Origin of the sequence: Paenibacillus sp. NRS-1781, from assembly GCF_050467745.1 — a bacterium.
In the GTDB taxonomy this organism is placed as follows: domain Bacteria; phylum Bacillota; class Bacilli; order Paenibacillales; family Paenibacillaceae; genus Paenibacillus; species Paenibacillus terrae_A.
Genome location: NZ_JBITPI010000010.1, coordinates 55,137 through 72,193, shown reverse-complemented (window position 1 = coordinate 72,193; position 17,057 = coordinate 55,137). Strand labels below are relative to the sequence as shown.

Below are 17,057 nucleotides of genomic sequence, written 5' to 3'. Positions count from 1 at the left end.
GGTCGAGGGCTTATCCTAAAGTATAGGACGCAATGGAGTTTCGGATCCAGTTTTCAGGGTGTAACACCTTGAAGGTATGTAGAGGATACATACACATAGGCGAATTTACGATGTAAATTCATGTTTGGTGGCGATAGCGGAGGGGTTCCACACGTACCCATCCCGAACACGACCGTTAAGCCCTCCAGCGCCGATGGTACTTGGACCGCAGGGTCCTGGGAGAGTAGGACGTCGCCAAGCAATAGGAAGAAGGACCATAATCCCTTGAGATTGTGGTTCTTTTTTTTGTATTGAAAAGGCAAGACCTATATACTTAACTTAATGGAAAGGTACAAATTGAGACTAACTCATATCAATTGAAGCAATTTTGAAATAAATTAGTACCAGGTGTTAGTATCAGGTGTTATAATAGGAATAAGGATTATAAAGGAGAGTGATCAGATTGTTGAATTCTAAAGCAAAGCTTACAGCTCTGGGTACTTATGTACCTGATCGGATTTTGACGAATGCTGACTTGGAGAAGCTCGTGGATACTAGTGACGAGTGGATTGTGCAACGAACGGGTATGCGTGAACGGCGGATTGCGGCTGATGATCAATATGTATCTGATTTATGTATTCAGGCCGTTACACGTATGATTAACCTCTATAACGTAAATATAAACGAAGTTGATATGATCATTGTAGCAACAAGTACACCTGATTACTACTTTCCAAGTACAGCTTCACGGATTCAGGCACATTTTAATATTCCAGATGCGGGATCCATGGATGTAAGTGCAGCATGTGCAGGGTTCACCTATGGACTTCACCTGGCAAATGGCCTTATTACAGGGGGGCTACACCGTAAGGTGTTAGTGGTGGGAGCGGAAACGTTGTCTAAAATTACAGATTATACGGACCGGACGACTTGTATCCTTTTTGGAGACGGCGCAGGGGCTGCTCTTGTTGAATATGACGAGGATAAAGGATCATTTTTGACCGCAGATATCGGAACCTATGGGCAAGGGGGAGCTCATCTCTATCGGGCAGGCTTATCTGATTATTTAGATGGGGAAAAGCTGCAAACTAATGGATTTCTTGTTCAAAATGGACGTGAGGTTTATAAATGGGCTGTTCGCTCTGTCCCAGCGGGCGTAGAACGGTTATTGGAGCAGGCTGGAATGAAGAATGAGGACCTTGACTGGTTTGTACCGCATAGCGCGAATCTGAGAATGATCGAATCCATATGTGAACGAGGGGCAATACCTTTGGAAAAGACGCTGACAAGTGTAGAATTTTATGGTAATACATCGGCGGCGTCTATTCCTTTGGCTTTACAGTGTGGTCTGGATGATGGGCGTTTACGGTATGGGCAACGGGTATTGTTATATGGGTTCGGAGGGGGCCTGACTTATGCAGGTCTGCTGTTAAAATGGAGCGTGCCTGATTTGTAAGCTTTCCTATAAAATGTAGAAGTAATAGTAATAAAATAGTAATACTATATATAATCATGGCTTTGGAGCCGTTGGCATTTGATTTATCGTAAGATGGGAGGATGGTATAATTAACAATATAAGAGAAAGGGGCGTAACATGAAGGTATTAGTATTAGCAGAAAAACCATCCGTAGCCAGAGAGATTGCACGTGTGATGGGAAGTCGTGAGAAGCATAAAAGCTATATCGAGGGGCCCAAGTATGTTGTGACGTGGGCGTTAGGTCATTTGGTTGGACTGGCAGAGCCGGAGGATTATGATTCCAAGTATGCAACCTGGAATTTGGAGGACCTGCCGATCCTTCCCAAGAGCACCAAGCTGAAGGTGCTGCGGGAAAGCAATCATCAGTTCAAGGCTGTGCAGCAGCTCCTGAAGCGGCAGGATATTGGTGAGCTTATTGTGGCAACGGATGCTGCTCGTGAAGGGGAGCTGTTGGCACGTTGGATTATACAAATGGCCAACTGGAAAAAGCCTTTCCGCCGCTTGTGGATTTCATCGCAGACGGACAAAGCGATTAAGGAAGGCTTCGCGAAGCTGTTGCCTGGACAGCAGTTTGATCGTTTGTATGAATCGGCTCGTTGTCGGGCTGAAGCAGATTGGATGATTGGACTGAATGTGACCCGCGCATTGACCTGTCGCTATAACGCTCAGCTTTCGGCGGGAAGAGTACAGACACCGACGCTGGGAATGATTATGGAACGTGAGAAGGAGATTACTCAGTTTCGTTCTCAGGAATATGATACATTGACGGCAGACTTTGGTGATTTTCAGGCAACTTGGCGTGCGGAAAATGGCGATTCACGCATGTTTGACCGTACTCAAGCCGAGGCTTTGCGCCGCAAATTGGAAGGCTTTAAGGGCACGGTTGCCAGTGTCAAAAAAAGTGAAAAGAATGAGCTACACCCGTTGGCTTATGATTTAACCGAGCTACAAAGGGATGCCAACCAGAGCTACGGCTTTTCGGCCAAGCAGACGTCTAATGTGCTTCAACGTCTGTATGAGCAGCATAAGCTGGTCACGTATCCACGTACAGACAGCCGTTATCTGACATCCGATATGGTGGATACCCTTAAGGAACGGCTCAATAGTGTGGCTGTAGGACCATATGCTTCCTTGGCACGCCCGTTACTGCGCAAGAGCTTGACGATCTCAAAGCGAATTGTGGATGACAGTAAAGTAACGGATCACCATGCGATCATCCCTACAGAGCAGACATTATTGCTTAATCAGCTAAGCCCGGAGGAACGTAAGCTGTATGATCTGATTGCACGGCGATTTATCAGTCTTTTCTATCCACCTGCTCGCTATGATGCTGTAGCGGTTGCAGTAACGGTAGAGCAGGAAACGTTTCAAGTCAAAGGCACGACGATAAAAGATAGTGGCTGGCGTGCTGTATATGACGGAAGTCTCTATGATACGGACGACGAAGCAGAGGAACGTGAGGACAATGGAAGTGGCATTATTTTACCTGAACTGAAAAAAGGGGATGCTGTCCGGGTTGGGCGTTGCCTTGTGCGTGCTGGACGAACGATGCCGCCGAAGAGGTATACGGAAGCGGCACTACTCGCTCAGATGGAGAAGCATGGTCTGGGTACTCCTGCTACTCGCGCGGATCTGATTGAGAAGCTGGTTAGCTCGGATACGATTGAACGTCAGGGAAATGTAATGCATCCAACGGGGAAAGGCAAACAATTGATTGAGCTGGCAGCTCCACAGCTAAGAACACCAGAGCTGACGGCACGTTGGGAAGCGGAGCTGGAACGAATCGCGCGTGGTCAAGGGCAACCTGGACCGTTCCTGGACTCCATTCGTGCGATGGCGAAAGAGCTGGTTTCCACTGTGAAAAATAGCAGTGCCGAATACAAGCCCCATAACGTGACGAATAGTCATTGCCCGGATTGTGGTACAAAGCTTCTGGAGAAGAAGGGCAAACAGGGCAAGTTCCTCGTATGTCCAAGTGCGGATTGCAGTTATCGCCGTTCGGGAGAAAAACGTTTGTCGAATCGTCGTTGTCCGCAGTGCCATAAAAAAATGGAAATGAAAGAGGGCAAGGCGGGGTTGTATGTAAGATGTCTGCCTTGTGGCATTACCGAGACGCTGGATAAGGACAAGCAACGGGTAAACAAACGTGAACAGCAGAAGCTGGTAAGACAATATGAAAAGCAGGAGCCTCTTGGCTCCAGCCTGGGTGATCTACTAAAAGCAGCCTTGGAACAAAAGCAGGGGAAATAACTGAAAGCTAACAGTAGACCATTACTATGGCAGCAGAATGACAAGAAGCAAGCAGCAGCAAAATGGAATCAGTCATCCATTGACTGGTATGGATTTAAGCATCCGACAGGTAAACTTAAACTTGAAGCTATATTAAGGCTGAGACAATGGGCCTCCGTATGGAGTTGTAGGTTGTCATTGTCTTGCGAAAAAGGAGCAGCAGTTACGGCATATCACCGTTACTGCTGCTCCTTTTTTTGTGAGCTGGCTCTTATTAGTATTCATTAAAGAAGGACTGAATTTCTTTAACATCATGTGTTTGAGTCAAAGCAAGCATGAGCAAAATCCGTGCTTTTTGCGGATTGAGCGAGTCAGTGGAAACAAAGTTGGACGCTGCGTCTTTCGTAGACGGAGAGACGATCCCGCTCCCTACACGGCTGGAACGTGCGATGATGACTCCTTTTTTACCTGCTGCCTCAGCACCTTCTGTAGAGGTCTTGGACAAGGAACCATTGCCGGAGCCTGCCACGACGATCCCTTTGGCACCTGCCGCTACGGCTGCATCATACAGATAGCGCCCGTTATTTTGATATTCGTATAAAATATCTACCTGAGGCAGTTGGGTCAGAATGGAAATATCGAACATAGAAGCAGTTGTATGCTTGTGTGTAGATTTGTTGTAGTAGTACACTTGATCTCCCAGAACAGCTCCCAGGTATCCCTGCTCCACAGACTTGAACGTATCGACTGCTGTCGTGTTCGTTTTGGTAATGTATCTCGCTGCACCGATACGGTCATTTAGCAGTACCAGTACGCCTTGACCTCTGGAGGCAGAAGCCCCAGCGACTTTGACAGCATTATAAAGGTTAAAAGGCCCATCGGCGCTGATTGCTGTAGCTGGACGCATGGAGCCAACGACAACCACAGGCTTATCGCTATTGACGACCAGATTGAGGAAATAAGCGGTTTCTTCCAGCGTATCTGTACCATGAGTAATAACGATTCCGTCTACATCATCTCTGGCGAGCAGTTCATTCGTACGTTTGGCGAGTTTTAAAAGGATTTCATTATTAATGTCAGGACTGCCCACGTTGACAATCTGTTCACCGCTGACGTTTGCAATGCTTTTCATTTCAGGAACGGCTTTAATCAGAGTCTCGATACCCAACGCGCCTGCTTTATAGTCGGTTGTATCGGTGTTGACGGTAGATGACCCTGCGATGGTTCCCCCAGTAGCAAGTATTTTAATGTTGGGTAGACTATTTGTTTGTGGTTTCTCAAATTTATCGGTGATGGTAGTGGCAGATGGAGGTACAGTCGTGCTGGTGGTAGCTGCTGCCGCAGCGTTAGAGGTAAAACCACCACTCCATAAGGTACTTCCGAGAATAAAGCTGGCCAGCAGGGGAATCATTGTCATTTTTTTCATGTTAGTCATATAAAACTCCTCTCCAATGTGAAAACCATAGATACGAATGATAGATTAACTGACAAAGTGCTTTGTCGAATTACGTTAATATCACGAATTATAGAGGTTGAAATTGTTTTTAGTCAATATATATGTCATATAATATGACGTATTAACTTATTTTTTATGAATGTAATCGTTTTATTGTTTGTATAGGGTGTGTAGAAAGTTGATAGGGAGTTAACTTTATGTAAGTCATACGATTACACAGGGTAAATCGAGATTGACCGGTCTTCCGGCCGTTCTACAATATACAGTATTCAATGAATTAGATGCTATCACTCGTTCTGTACGTTTTGAAAATATAGGCAGTTCAAATGTAACGCTTCGACGAGCTTTGAGCTGTAATGTGGATTTCGTGACGGTGATTATGAAATGTGTAATTGTCTGGTTCATGAGGTAGGGAGAGTCATTCCAGACGCCGAAAGCTGTACTGGTTCGTTCCTGGGAAGAATTGTGTGATATGTCGCGCACCTATCATCGCTTATATTGAACAAGACTGTCAAGAGGAGGGCTGGTCAGGGGCTTGGGGTTAAACTGTTTGTACTGGATGATGAGTGGTTGTCTGGGTAGACTGGGAGAAGAGATTACTGCGACAGGATGGAAGTGAACATCGAAATTACAATAAGCAGACACCTCAAAGGGAGCCTGCTTATTGTTTTGCATAAGCTATAGAAGGCGCTGTATCTGATGTCGCAACATCTAAAGAAAAATACTGCAATTCAAGCGGATACTATACGTGAATAGCACAGTTCTACAGTTTATGCCGGGTACCCACTGATTAAGGATTGTTGGTATGCTGTTTGGTTGGCAAGCTGGCGCTGGGAGTTCCTTTTCCTCTTTTACGGTTGCGTTCTGCCTTTTTAGCATTTTCCCGCAGCTTTTCGACGTATTCATGGGTGCTTTCCATCGTAGTCCCTCCTTTGAGAACAAAATAGATGCAGTCAAACGTTACTATATCCGCAAAAGTGGAATTCCAGTCAGGAGAAAGCGTTGTTTCTGCAAAAGGGGGAGAGTTATAATGAAAGGGGAGAGGGCTATAAAGGACTAATGGCTGAACCGGTATGGTGTGCAAAAGGAGGGGAGACATTGCAGACAGGCTTGTTGGTGTGGCTGCTGTTTATAAATGCAGTAGGCTATCTAGTAATGTCGGAAGACAAAAAGAGGGCGCGTAAGCACCGTGATCGTGTACCCGAACGGACGTTGTTTTTGCTGGCCCTGATCGGGGGAGCGTTGGGTGTGCTGATTGCAATGTACCGCAAACGCCACAAAACGCGGCATATGAGCTTCAGACTGGGTATTCCTGCGTTGTTGTTCGTTAATGCATTGCTGTACGGGTATTTTTTACGGTAAAGCTGTGGTTTAGGCTCTCGTGGGGATGTTTAATGATGAGTAAGGCGGCTATGCTAGCGTCCGGCAATGTGAATGTATGAACGCCCAAGGGAATACATATTTCAGGCTTTGTTTTAACAAACTGAATAGGAAGAGGTGCATATGTATGTTATTTTCGAAAATATTGCTTGCTTATGACGGTTCCGAGGCATCCAATAAGGCCTTGCTGAAGGCGGCTGAATTAGCCAAGGCTTCACCGTCCTCGCAGCTTGAGGTTGTAACAGCATTTGATTTTCCGCGTATTTTCATGGGGGAAGGTTTGGCTCCGATTCCAGCTTCGGTGAATAAAGAATATTACGATTTGGCGGAGCAAACCACGGATGAGGTCAAAAAACGGCTTGCCGACCAAGGCATTGACGCCAGGGTGGAGCTGATTCAGGGCTCGCCGGCTGAAGTTATTTTGGATTATGCGAATGAAAATGGCTTTGATGTGATTGTGATCGGCAGCCGTGGTTTGGGCGGTATTCGAGAATTTGTATTAGGCAGCGTCAGTCATAATGTGGTGCAGCATGCACGCATCCCTGTGCTGGTTGTGAAGTAACAGAATAGAAGAAATAAAAGCCGGATTACTGCCTCTACAGGGAGTACTGGCTTTTATTTTTTTGTGGAGCATAGAGCCGGTCTATGATGGCAGTCTGAGGCAAAGAGCCAGCTAAATGTATAGTGATCGTCCCGTCTTGCGGGTAGAAAAGGGTTTGTGTTTTGTCAAACACGAACATTCAATTGGTTGATTTTGATAATGTTCGTTTTCAAGTTGACATAGGGTGTAGGGAATTGTTAAACTATGAAGTGTATTGTCGATAAAAAAAGAACTTTAGGTTAAATTTAATAAGGTACACATGTTTGAGCTGAAACAGACCACGATTCATAGTTGTAAAGAATATCTTTAAAGGTCGAGTAGGCAAAATGATGACTCGTATAATGCCGGGGATATGGCCCGGAAGTTTCTACCTGGAAACCTTAAATTTCCGGACTACGGGAGACATACGGCTGAAGCCGCATTTGTTGCGGTGAAACAGGCTTGCTTTTGGCATGTCCTTGAGAGGCTTTGTCGTTTGTTTTTCGTAGTCCGGTGTCTTGAAAATAACGTTATTTTCGAGTGCCGGATTTTTGGCGCTTATTGATAAATAGGGAGTGAAGGACATGTCAGTGCAGGTCGCTGTCATTATGGGCAGCACATCGGACTGGGACACCATGCAGCATGCATGTGCTGTGCTGGACGAGCTTGAAATCGGATATGAGAAAAAGGTAGTCTCAGCCCATCGTACACCGGATTTGATGTTCCATTTTGCTGAGGAAGCCGCCGGGCGCGGGTTGAAGGTCATTATTGCCGGAGCGGGTGGCGCGGCGCATTTGCCGGGTATGGTAGCCGCCAAGACGGCTTTGCCAGTCATCGGTGTGCCTGTTCAGTCGAAGGCGCTGAACGGTCTGGACTCCCTGCTCTCCATTGTGCAGATGCCGGGAGGCATTCCGGTCGCTACTGTAGCAATTGGTAAAGCGGGCGCTACGAATGCAGGGCTGCTGGCAGCACAAATATTGGGTGCTTTTGATGAAAAAGTGCGCCAGCGGGTCGAGGCAAGACGCGACCGTATCCGTGACGAGGTGCTGGAAGGCAGTGACTCGCTATGAATGAGGCATGTGAACCCGCAGGCTGTGTCCGACCTCCCGGTACAACGATTGGACTTTTGGGGGGCGGACAGCTGGGAAGAATGCTGGTACTGGCTGGAGCAAAGATGGGATACCGTTTTGTGACGCTGGACCCGACACCAGATAGTCCATGCGGCCAGGTGTCGGAGCAGATTTTCGCTGCCTATGATGATGAGCATGCAGCCAGAGAGTTGGCCGGGCGATGCGACGTGATTACGTATGAGTTTGAAAATGTGGATGCGGGTGTAGCCGCGCTTTTGGAACAGGAATCAAGTGTGCCGCAGGGTAGCCGTTTATTGTACACAACACAGCATCGGCTACGGGAAAAACGCTCCATTGAAGCCGCTGGCGTTCCGGTTGCTCCGTATCGTGAAATCGGCAGCGCTGCCGATATGGTTCAAGCGGTAGCTGAGCTGGGCGTGCCATGTGTGCTCAAGACAGCCGTCGGCGGTTATGATGGTAAGGGACAGGTGGTCATTCGCCAACCTGAGGAAGCCGTAGCTGCCTACGAAGGGCTGGTTGGTAGCGGTGCGGAACTGGTGCTAGAACAGTTCATACGTTTTCGCTGCGAAATCTCGGTAATCGTCGCACGCAGCACGAACCGGGAAGCCAAAGCCTTCCCACCTGCGGAAAACATTCATGTGAACAATATTTTGCACACGTCGATTGTACCCGCGCGCGTGCCGCAATCCGTGCAGGAGGAAGCACGCAAACTGGCTGTGGCTGTGGCGGAGTCGTTAGGTGCGGTGGGGCTACTTGCTGTAGAGATGTTCGTTACCGAAGACGGACAATTGTATGTCAATGAGCTGGCACCGAGGCCACATAACTCCGGTCATTACACGATGGAGGGATGCGCAACGTCGCAATTTGAGCAGCATATACGTGCCATTTGCGGCTTACCGCTGGGAAGCACGAAGCTGCTGACTCCGGTCGTTATGGTCAATGTGCTAGGTGAGCATTTGGAGGATGTGGTTCAACGGTTCGTGCAGCCGGATGCCGAAGCTGAAAGATTGGATGTTGTGCCCAAGCTGCATTTGTATGGAAAAAGCGAAGCCAAACCAGGCCGAAAGATGGGACATATGAATCTACTGTGCCAGGATGCGGAACAAGCGCTGGAATGGATAGAACAAACCAATATTTGGGGGAATATATAGTTATGATCGAACGCTATAGCAGACCGGAAATGAGAGCCATTTGGACGGAAGAAAATAAATTTAAAGCATGGCTGGAAGTAGAATTGTGTGCCTGTGAAGCTTGGGCAGAATTGGGCGTTATTCCGAAAGAGGACACTGTGGCGCTGCGTAAGAACGCAAGCTTTGATATTGACCGGATCTATGAAATTGAACAGGAAACAAGACATGATGTCATTGCTTTTACCCGTACGGTGTCCGAAAGTCTTGGCGACGAGCGCAAATGGGTGCATTACGGCCTGACCTCTACGGATGTGGTAGATACCGCACTGGGCTACCTGTTGAAGCAGGCGAATGAAATTCTGGAGCGCGATATCTTGAATTTTATTGAAATTTTGAAGGAAAAAGCACTGGCTTACAAACACACGCCGATGATGGGCCGTACACACGGGGTACATGCAGAGCCGACAACTTTTGGTCTGAAAATGGCTTTGTGGTACGAGGAAATGAAGCGCAATTTGGAACGTTTCCGCTTTGCGGCTGACCAGGTTGAGTACGGTAAAATGTCTGGTGCAGTCGGTACGTACGCTAACATTGATCCAGCGGTAGAAGAGTTTGTATGCCGCAAGCTGGGCACCAAGCCTGCGCCAATCTCTACACAAACGCTCCAACGTGATCGTCATGCCGAATACATGGCGACATTGGCACTGGTAGCCACATCGTTGGATAAATTTGCAACCGAAGTCCGCGCCCTGCAAAAGAGTGAATTCCGTGAGGTGGAGGAAGCCTTTGCGAAGGGTCAAAAAGGATCTTCCGCGATGCCGCATAAACGCAATCCGATCGGTAGCGAAAATATTTCCGGTCTGGCGCGTGTGATTCGCGGTCATATGGTATCCGCGTATGAGAACGTAACACTGTGGCATGAGCGCGACATTTCGCATTCTTCCGTGGAACGTATTATTCTGCCGGATGCAACGATGCTGTTGAACTACATGCTGACCCGTTTTGGTAATATCGTGAAGAACCTGACGGTATTCCCTGAAAATATGAAGCGCAATATGGCGCGTACGTATGGTGTACCGTTCTCTGGCCGTATTATGACGAAGCTGATCGACAAGGGCTTTAGTCGCGAAAAAGCCTACGATACCGTGCAGCCGCGTGCTATGCAGGCATGGGAAGAGCAACGTCAATTTCGCGAAATCGTCGAGGCGACTCCGGAAATTACTGCTGTACTCAGCCCGGATGAAATCGAGGATGCGTTCAATCCGGCATGGCATCTGAAAAACGTAGATACGATCTTTAAAAAGCTGGGATTAGGGGAGTAAGTGGGAGTGTTGGTGCGTGGAGAGCGTAGAGAGGCCGCTGCGCGAACGGATCATTCTTCCGATTGCTGTTGCCCCTGGATTCCTGTGATTGTATAAGACAGGTAATGGTTGGAATCCAGGGGCAAAGGCAAGCGCTAACGCTTCTCCAGAACGATTCCGTCCGCTCCGCTGCAATCCAGCACCAACCCTTATGTGGGAGCAGAACTAGGGAAAGGTGCGGCACATAAGATGCTGCACCTCCTGCGATAGAAAAGCCGTGTTCCACTGCTTTTCTATCGCAAAACAACGTTCCTGGAAGGACTGTCGAATTTGCGCAGCAAACAGCCCGCAGTCCTTCCAGGAACGCGCAAGGCTCAAGATGCGAAGCCTTGAGCCACCCGCATAAGTGCGCAGCGTAGGCATATGCGCACAACAGGCGAAGCCTTCACGCTCGGTCGCATGCCGAGCCGAGCTACGGCCACGGGCCGAAGGGTTTGGCGGTATGTCATACGCCGAGCCATGGTACAACCGTAAGCTGCATATAAAGTTGCAGCTTAGAGCTTTCAAAGTTGATACGAAGCGAACGCTCGTAAAAACGTCGATATGCGCCAACGTAAAAGCGTTGCTGGATTAAAGCTTGTGCCAACAAGCCTTAATCCAGCGGAACGCGCTCATACCACCCCAGCTACAATAAACAGCCCCGCCCACTCACTGCGCCAAACCCTTGCGGGAGTCCCGAGGGCAGCAGCCCTGGGGGTCCTCCCCGAGGGGAGGATTTAGGAGGGGCAAGGTTCGATTTAGGAGAGGCCAAGGTTTGAGTGGCAAACTCTTTTAGAGGAGGAAGTTAGAAATGTCATTGTCTACTGCCGAGGGTCTGATCCATGCGCCGTTGCTGTACAAAGGCAAGGTGCGTGAGCTGTATGATCTCGGAGAGCATTTTCTGATTGTCGTGACGGATCGGATTTCGGCCTTTGATTATGTGCTGGAGCCACCCGTGCCGGAAAAAGGGAATGTGTTGAATAAGCTCAGTGCTTTCTGGTTTGAACAGACGAAGGACTTGTTGAAAAACCATGTCGTGCATACCGATGTGAACAAGCTCGGGCATGTGATCGACAAACAGAATAAAGAATTGCTGAAGGACCGGATCATGGTCACGCTGAAGGCTGAACGTATCGACATTGAGTGTGTGGTGCGCGGATATATTACTGGAGGCGGCTGGCGTCAGTATGAGCAGAACGGTGAGGTGAACGGCATTCCATTGCCGAAGGGGCTGCGTAAAAATGAGCGTTTTCCCAAGCCTTTATTTACACCGGCTGCGAAAAATGATGTCGGACACGACGAGGACATTTCCCTTCATCAGATGAAAGAGCTGGTCGGGGCTGAACTGACAGGCGAGCTTGAGGGAAAAAGCTTGGCATTGTACGAATTTGCGCGTGCTTTCTGCGAGAAGCGTGGAATTATTTTAGCTGATTGCAAGTTTGAGTTTGGTCTTGTTGATGGAAAGGTTATTTTGATTGACGAAATTTTCACCCCGGATGCATCCCGTTTCTGGGCACAGGAAAAGTATGAGCTGGGTGTCGAGATTGACAGTATGGACAAGGAGCCGGTACGTAGCTATTTGGCAGCATCCGGTTGGGACAAGAACAGCAAGCCCGCTCCATTGCCTGCTGAGGTCGTAGAGGAAACGACTGCAAGATATACGGATATTTGGCGGCGTCTGACAGCACAGTAAATAGTAATCATCATTCAACCAATAGGATTTATCCATTCGGAGGGGGAACTGAAGGAACATGATTAAAGCAACGGTCTATGTCACAATTAAGCAAAGCGTTTTGGACCCGCAGGGGGTTGCGGTGCAAGGCGCACTGCATTCTATGGGCTTCGGAGAAGTGGACGGCGTCAGAATTGGTAAGTATATGGAATTGAATCTGGATACAACAGACCGCGAGAGTGCAGAAAAGCGCGTCATCGAGATGTGCGAAAAGCTGTTGGCCAACACGGTCATTGAAGACTACCGCTACGAACTGGAGGGCTGATTCCATGAAATTTGCAGTTCTGGTTTTTCCGGGTTCCAACTGTGATATTGACTGCTATAAGGCGGTAGAGGACACGGTCGGTGAACCTGTCGATTATGTTTGGCATACTGCGACGGATCTGTCGCCTTATGATTGTATTCTTGTTCCAGGAGGCTTCTCCTACGGGGATTACCTGCGTTGCGGCGCGATTTCCCGATTTGCTCCGGTGATGAAGGAAGTAGCCAAAGCGGCTGCCGAGGGCAAATACATTTTGGGTATTTGCAACGGTTTTCAAATTTTGACCGAGGCCGGGCTGTTGCCGGGTGCTTTACGCCGTAATCTGTCGATGAAGTTCCGTTGCCACGATACGGTGTTGAAGGTTGCGAATAATCAAACGCCTTTTACAAAGGATTATGCTGCCGGTGAGGAGATCGTCATTCCGATTGCCCACGGCGAAGGCAACTATTACTGTGATGATGAGACGCTGGCTCGCTTGCAGGCGAATAACCAGATCGTATTTACGTATAAAGATAATCCAAACGGTTCTGTAACGGATATCGCAGGGATTTGTAATGAGCAAGGTAACGTGCTAGGCATGATGCCTCACCCGGAACGCGCGGTGGACGCATTGCTTGGAACAGATGACGGCAAACGTATGTTTACATCTATTTTGAACGCTTGGAGGGATCGTCATGGCGCAGCAAGTGTCCGCTAAGGAACCAACGGCAGAGCGGGTTGCCGAACATAAACTGTATCAGCAGATGGGTGTGTCGGACAGCGAATATGCGTTGATCTGTGAATTCATGGGGCGTCAGCCGAACTATACGGAGATAGGCGTATTCAGTGTCATGTGGTCAGAGCATTGTGCTTACAAAAACTCCAAGCCGTTGCTGCGTCGTTTTCCAACGAGTGGCCCACGAGTTCTGATGGGACCGGGTGAGGGCGCAGGGATTGTAGATATCGGTGATAATCAGGCCGTTGTATTTAAAATCGAAAGTCATAACCATCCGTCGGCTGTAGAACCTTTTCAGGGGGCAGCGACAGGGGTAGGCGGCATCATCCGTGATATTTTCTCCATGGGTGCAAGACCTGTGGCGGTGCTGAATTCTCTGCGTTTTGGCAAGCTGGAGAGCGACCGTGTGAAATATTTGTTCGAGCATGTGGTATCCGGTATTGCGGGGTACGGGAACTGTATCGGTATTCCGACGGTAGGCGGCGAGGTTGTATTCGATGAAAGCTACGAAGGCAATCCACTCGTCAATGCGATGTGTGTCGGACTGATTGATCATGATAAAATCCAGCGTGGTGTTGCTAAAGGGGTCGGTAACCCGGTGTTTTATGTGGGACCGCCGACAGGCCGTGACGGGATTCACGGAGCAACCTTCGCATCGGTTGAGCTGACTGAGGAATCCGAAGCGAATCGGACGGCGGTTCAGGTAGGCGATCCATTTATGGAGAAGCTGGTTATGGAATCATGTCTGGAGCTGATCGACAGCGGTATTGTGCTGGGTATTCAGGATATGGGCGCGGCAGGACTTACTTGCTCCAGTGCGGAAATGGCGAGTAAGGCTGGCAACGGCCTCGAGCTGTATCTGGATCAGGTACCGCAGCGCGAAGAGGGCATGTCGCCTTATGAAATGATGCTGTCTGAATCTCAGGAACGCATGCTGTTCGTTGTTGAGCCTAAGGATGAAGCACAGGCGCTTGAAATTTTCGAGCGTTGGGGTGTGATTTGTGCCAAGGTTGGTAAGGTGACGGATGACGGACGTTTGCGTTTGTTCCATCACAGTGAAGTGGTGGGTGACATGCCAGTGACGGCGCTGGTGGACGAGTGTCCGATTTACGACAAGCCTTCTGAAGTTCCTGCTTATTATGAGCAAAATGCTACCATTGACACACTGCGTTATGCCGAAGTGACGGATTTGAACGGTGCGCTGAAAAAGGTACTGTCTTCGCCAAGTGTAGCCAGCAAGAAATGGGTATATGAGCAGTATGATTACATGGTTCGCACGAGTACGGCCGTGCGTCCGGGCTCGGATGCAGCAGTAGTGACGGTGCGTGGAACCCGCAAGGGACTTGCCATGACGACAGATTGTAACGGACGATATGTATACCTTGATCCAGAGGTAGGCGGACGGATTGCGGTCAGCGAAGCAGCACGTAATATTGTATGCTCCGGCGGCGAACCGCTGGCGATTACGGACAACCTGAACTTCGGTAACCCTGAGAAACCGGATATTTTCTGGCAAATGGAAAAAGCCGTGGATGGGATGGCAGAAGCTTGCCGCGTGCTGGATACACCTGTCATCGGAGGCAACGTCAGCTTGTACAACGAAAATGCCAAAGGCTCCATCTATCCGACGCCTGTTGTGGGCATGGTAGGTCTGGTGCATGATACAGATCATATTACGACACAAGGCTTTAAGGCCGAAGGCGACGTGATTTTCCTGGTGGGAGAAACGAAGGCTGAGCTTGGAGGCAGTGAGTTCCAGGCTGTCGTACACGGTGTATCTGAGGGTCGTCCACCTGAGCTGGATTTGAACGTAGAGAAAAAGCTGCTGCATGCGGTGCTTAGCGCCATCCAAACAGGCTTGGTACAATCTGCGCATGATTTGGCAGAGGGCGGATTGGCTGTAGCGCTTGCGGAATCCGGGATTAGTGGCGGATTGGGAGCACAGGTCAACGTAGAAACAACCTTGCGTCCTGACCATGCTTTGTTTAGCGAAAGTCAGTCCCGCATTTTGTTATCTGCATCGCCGGATCAAGCGTCTGTGCTGGAAGCACATCTGCGTGGTTTAGAAGTGCCAGTTACCGTATTAGGAAAAGTTGAAGGATCACAATTGACAGTTGAGGTGAACGGACAACCCGCTTTGAACGAGGCAGTCGCCAGTTTGAAGCAAATCTGGGAGGATGTCATTCCATGTCTGATGAAATAACAGCACGGACGTTGTGGACTGGAGATTATTATAATGAAGGCTCTGGTAAAGAGGGGCTGTTTGATAAATTAAAAGAGGAATGCGGCGTGTTCGGAGTGTATAGACACTCCGATGCTGCTTCCCTTGCATATTACGGATTGCACGCACTCCAGCATCGCGGAGAAGAAAGCGCGGGCATCTGTGTGAGCAGTGGCGACGAGTTCCATTATCATCGTGGAATGGGTCTTGTAAAAGAAGTATTCAATAAAGATTTGATGGCTACGCTGACAGGTGACATGGCCATAGGGCATGTGCGCTACTCAACAAGTGGAGACAGTAAGCTGACGAATGCGCAGCCCTTGGTTTTCAAATATCGTGATGGCGATTTGGCAGTTGCAACGAACGGCAATATCGTGAATGCCTTGCAAATCCGGCATGAGCTGGAGCAGGGAGGATCTATTTTTCAAACGACAAGCGATACGGAGGTCGTTGCGCATTTGATCGCCCGTTCGTCCAAGGATTTGGTGGAAGCGGCGAAGGATGCATTGAAGCGTATTGTCGGTGGGTTTGCTTTTCTCATTATGACCAACGACAAGCTGCTTGTCGCTTCCGATCCTAACGGCTTGCGCCCGTTGACGATGGGCAGACTGGGAGATGCATATTTGTTTGCTTCCGAATCCTGTGCTTTGGAAACGATTGGAGCAGAGCTGTTGCGCGATATCGAGCCGGGTGAACTGCTGGTGCTGGATAAAAACGGACTGCACGAAGACCGTTACAGTGAAGGCAAGCACCGTAAAGCACTGTGCGCGATGGAATATATTTATTTTGCCCGTCCGGACAGTGACTTGAACGGAACCAATCTTCATGCCGCACGCAAACGGATGGGTAGCCAAATGGCGCTGGAAGCTTTTGTCGATGCCGACTTGGTTACCGGGGTACCGGATTCCAGTATTTCTGCGGCGATTGGATATGCAGAGCAGACAGGTATTCCTTATGAGCTGGGCATGATTAAAAATAAATACACCGGACGTACCTTCATCCAACCGAGTCAGGAGCTACGCGAGCAAGGTGTGAAAATGAAGCTGAGCGCCGTACGCCGTGTTGTCGAAGGTAAACGGGTGATCATGATCGACGATTCCATTGTGCGGGGCACCACATCCCGTCGAATTGTGAATATGCTACGTGATGCGGGGGCGCTAGAGGTTCATGTACGTATCACCTCGCCGCCCTTCAAAAACCCGTGCTTCTACGGCATCGACACGCCGGATCGCCGGGAACTGATTGCATCGTCCAAAACAGTTGAGGAAATACGTCAGGAGATTAACGCCGATTCACTCTATTTTATGAGCGCTGAGGGCTTGATCGCCGCAGTAGGCGGATATAACGAAGAGGATTACAAAGGCGGCTTGTGTCTGGCCTGCTTCGATAATGATTATCCCACTCAAGTGGATTTCAAAGGCGAAGAAAAGCTCGGATGTAGTTGTTAGTAGAAGGAACAAAAGAG

The 17,057-nt window shown here is 48.9% G+C and carries 17 protein-coding genes, 1 rRNA gene and 1 riboswitch; of the genes, 14 read left to right on the top strand and 4 right to left on the bottom strand.

The features are described from left to right. The first annotated feature begins 123 nt into the window (after nt 1-123). The 3 genes from rrf (at nt 124) to ACIFO6_RS02990 (ending at nt 3,706) form a co-directional block, all read left to right on the top strand. Nucleotides 124-240: ribosomal RNA gene (gene rrf / locus ACIFO6_RS03000) — 5S ribosomal RNA — on the top strand. 202 nt (nt 241-442) lie between these two features. Continuing rightward, nucleotides 443-1,435 carry a ketoacyl-ACP synthase III gene (locus tag ACIFO6_RS02995; protein WP_430037997.1) on the top strand — a complete coding sequence of 331 codons (993 nt, stop codon included), beginning with the start codon at nt 443-445 and terminating at the stop codon, nt 1,433-1,435. 138 nt (nt 1,436-1,573) lie between these two features. After that, nucleotides 1,574-3,706: a DNA topoisomerase III gene (locus ACIFO6_RS02990; RefSeq protein ID WP_430037993.1), complete on the top strand. Its 2,133-nt coding sequence runs from the start codon at nt 1,574-1,576 to the stop codon at nt 3,704-3,706. A gap of 253 nt (nt 3,707-3,959) precedes the next feature. On the opposite strand, the gene ACIFO6_RS02985 is transcribed toward ACIFO6_RS02990, so the two are convergent. Beyond that, nucleotides 3,960-5,120 (bottom strand): type II asparaginase, encoded by a 1,161-nt coding sequence (locus tag ACIFO6_RS02985; protein WP_430037990.1) that lies wholly within the window; start codon nt 5,118-5,120, stop codon nt 3,960-3,962. A 232-nt stretch (nt 5,121-5,352) separates the two neighbouring features. On the opposite strand from ACIFO6_RS02985, the gene ACIFO6_RS02980 reads away from it, so the two are divergent. Continuing rightward, nucleotides 5,353-5,553 (top strand): glycoside hydrolase family 36 N-terminal domain-containing protein, encoded by a 201-nt coding sequence (locus ACIFO6_RS02980; protein WP_430038014.1) that lies wholly within the window; start codon nt 5,353-5,355, stop codon nt 5,551-5,553. A 378-nt stretch (nt 5,554-5,931) separates the two neighbouring features. On the opposite strand, the gene ACIFO6_RS02975 is transcribed toward ACIFO6_RS02980, so the two are convergent. Next, the gene (locus tag ACIFO6_RS02975; protein ID WP_023987044.1) at nt 5,932-6,060 is read right to left on the bottom strand and encodes a DUF4023 family protein; all 129 of its coding nucleotides are present in this window, start codon (nt 6,058-6,060) and stop codon (nt 5,932-5,934) included. Nucleotides 6,061-6,239: 179 nt separating this feature from the next. Here ACIFO6_RS02975 and ACIFO6_RS02970 point away from each other — a divergent pair, with 179 nt between their 5' ends. The 5 genes from ACIFO6_RS02970 (at nt 6,240) to purB (ending at nt 10,644) form a co-directional block, all read left to right on the top strand. Further along, complete coding sequence (locus ACIFO6_RS02970) at nt 6,240-6,503, top strand: DUF1294 domain-containing protein (protein WP_044647005.1); 264 nt, start codon at nt 6,240-6,242, stop codon at nt 6,501-6,503. Nucleotides 6,504-6,648: 145 nt separating this feature from the next. Next, nucleotides 6,649-7,083 carry a universal stress protein gene (locus tag ACIFO6_RS02965; protein ID WP_430037986.1) on the top strand — a complete coding sequence of 145 codons (435 nt, stop codon included), beginning with the start codon at nt 6,649-6,651 and terminating at the stop codon, nt 7,081-7,083. A gap of 353 nt (nt 7,084-7,436) precedes the next feature. Next, a riboswitch (purine riboswitch) is annotated at nt 7,437-7,538 on the top strand. Nucleotides 7,539-7,685: 147 nt separating this feature from the next. Beyond that, nucleotides 7,686-8,171, top strand: coding sequence for a 5-(carboxyamino)imidazole ribonucleotide mutase (gene purE / locus ACIFO6_RS02960; RefSeq protein ID WP_430037983.1), 486 nt, complete (start codon nt 7,686-7,688; stop codon nt 8,169-8,171). Continuing rightward, complete coding sequence (purK, locus tag ACIFO6_RS02955) at nt 8,168-9,343, top strand: 5-(carboxyamino)imidazole ribonucleotide synthase (protein ID WP_430037981.1); 1,176 nt, start codon at nt 8,168-8,170, stop codon at nt 9,341-9,343. Before purE ends, purK begins: the two co-directional genes overlap by 4 nt. 2 nt (nt 9,344-9,345) lie before the next feature. Then, nucleotides 9,346-10,644, top strand: a complete 1,299-nt coding sequence (purB, locus tag ACIFO6_RS02950; RefSeq protein ID WP_430038011.1) for an adenylosuccinate lyase — start codon at nt 9,346-9,348, stop codon at nt 10,642-10,644. Between the two features lie 204 nt (nt 10,645-10,848). Here purB and ACIFO6_RS02945 read toward each other — a convergent pair whose 3' ends face one another. Together ACIFO6_RS02945 and ACIFO6_RS02940 are read right to left on the bottom strand one after the other, a co-directional pair. Next, on the bottom strand, nt 10,849-11,151 hold the full coding sequence (locus tag ACIFO6_RS02945) for a hypothetical protein (protein ID WP_430037979.1): 303 nt from the start codon (nt 11,149-11,151) through the stop codon (nt 10,849-10,851). After that, nucleotides 11,129-11,269 (bottom strand): hypothetical protein, encoded by a 141-nt coding sequence (locus ACIFO6_RS02940; RefSeq protein WP_430037977.1) that lies wholly within the window; start codon nt 11,267-11,269, stop codon nt 11,129-11,131. The genes ACIFO6_RS02945 and ACIFO6_RS02940 overlap by 23 nt, the downstream gene beginning before the upstream one ends. Nucleotides 11,270-11,473: 204 nt before the next feature. Here ACIFO6_RS02940 and ACIFO6_RS02935 point away from each other — a divergent pair, with 204 nt between their 5' ends. The 5 genes from ACIFO6_RS02935 to purF are packed head-to-tail and all read left to right on the top strand — an operon-like array spanning nt 11,474 to nt 17,040. Further along, complete coding sequence (locus tag ACIFO6_RS02935; RefSeq protein ID WP_430037974.1) at nt 11,474-12,355, top strand: phosphoribosylaminoimidazolesuccinocarboxamide synthase; 882 nt, start codon at nt 11,474-11,476, stop codon at nt 12,353-12,355. Nucleotides 12,356-12,413: 58 nt separating this feature from the next. Further along, nucleotides 12,414-12,659 carry a phosphoribosylformylglycinamidine synthase subunit PurS gene (gene purS, locus ACIFO6_RS02930; RefSeq protein ID WP_430037971.1) on the top strand — a complete coding sequence of 82 codons (246 nt, stop codon included), beginning with the start codon at nt 12,414-12,416 and terminating at the stop codon, nt 12,657-12,659. A 4-nt stretch (nt 12,660-12,663) separates the two neighbouring features. Next, complete coding sequence (gene purQ, locus ACIFO6_RS02925) at nt 12,664-13,353, top strand: phosphoribosylformylglycinamidine synthase subunit PurQ (protein WP_341057950.1); 690 nt, start codon at nt 12,664-12,666, stop codon at nt 13,351-13,353. Further along, on the top strand, nt 13,331-15,574 hold the full coding sequence (gene purL, locus ACIFO6_RS02920) for a phosphoribosylformylglycinamidine synthase subunit PurL (RefSeq protein WP_430037968.1): 2,244 nt from the start codon (nt 13,331-13,333) through the stop codon (nt 15,572-15,574). Before purQ ends, purL begins: the two co-directional genes overlap by 23 nt. After that, nucleotides 15,559-17,040 carry an amidophosphoribosyltransferase gene (purF, locus tag ACIFO6_RS02915; RefSeq protein WP_430037965.1) on the top strand — a complete coding sequence of 494 codons (1,482 nt, stop codon included), beginning with the start codon at nt 15,559-15,561 and terminating at the stop codon, nt 17,038-17,040. Before purL ends, purF begins: the two co-directional genes overlap by 16 nt. Nucleotides 17,041-17,057 lie beyond the last annotated feature (17 nt).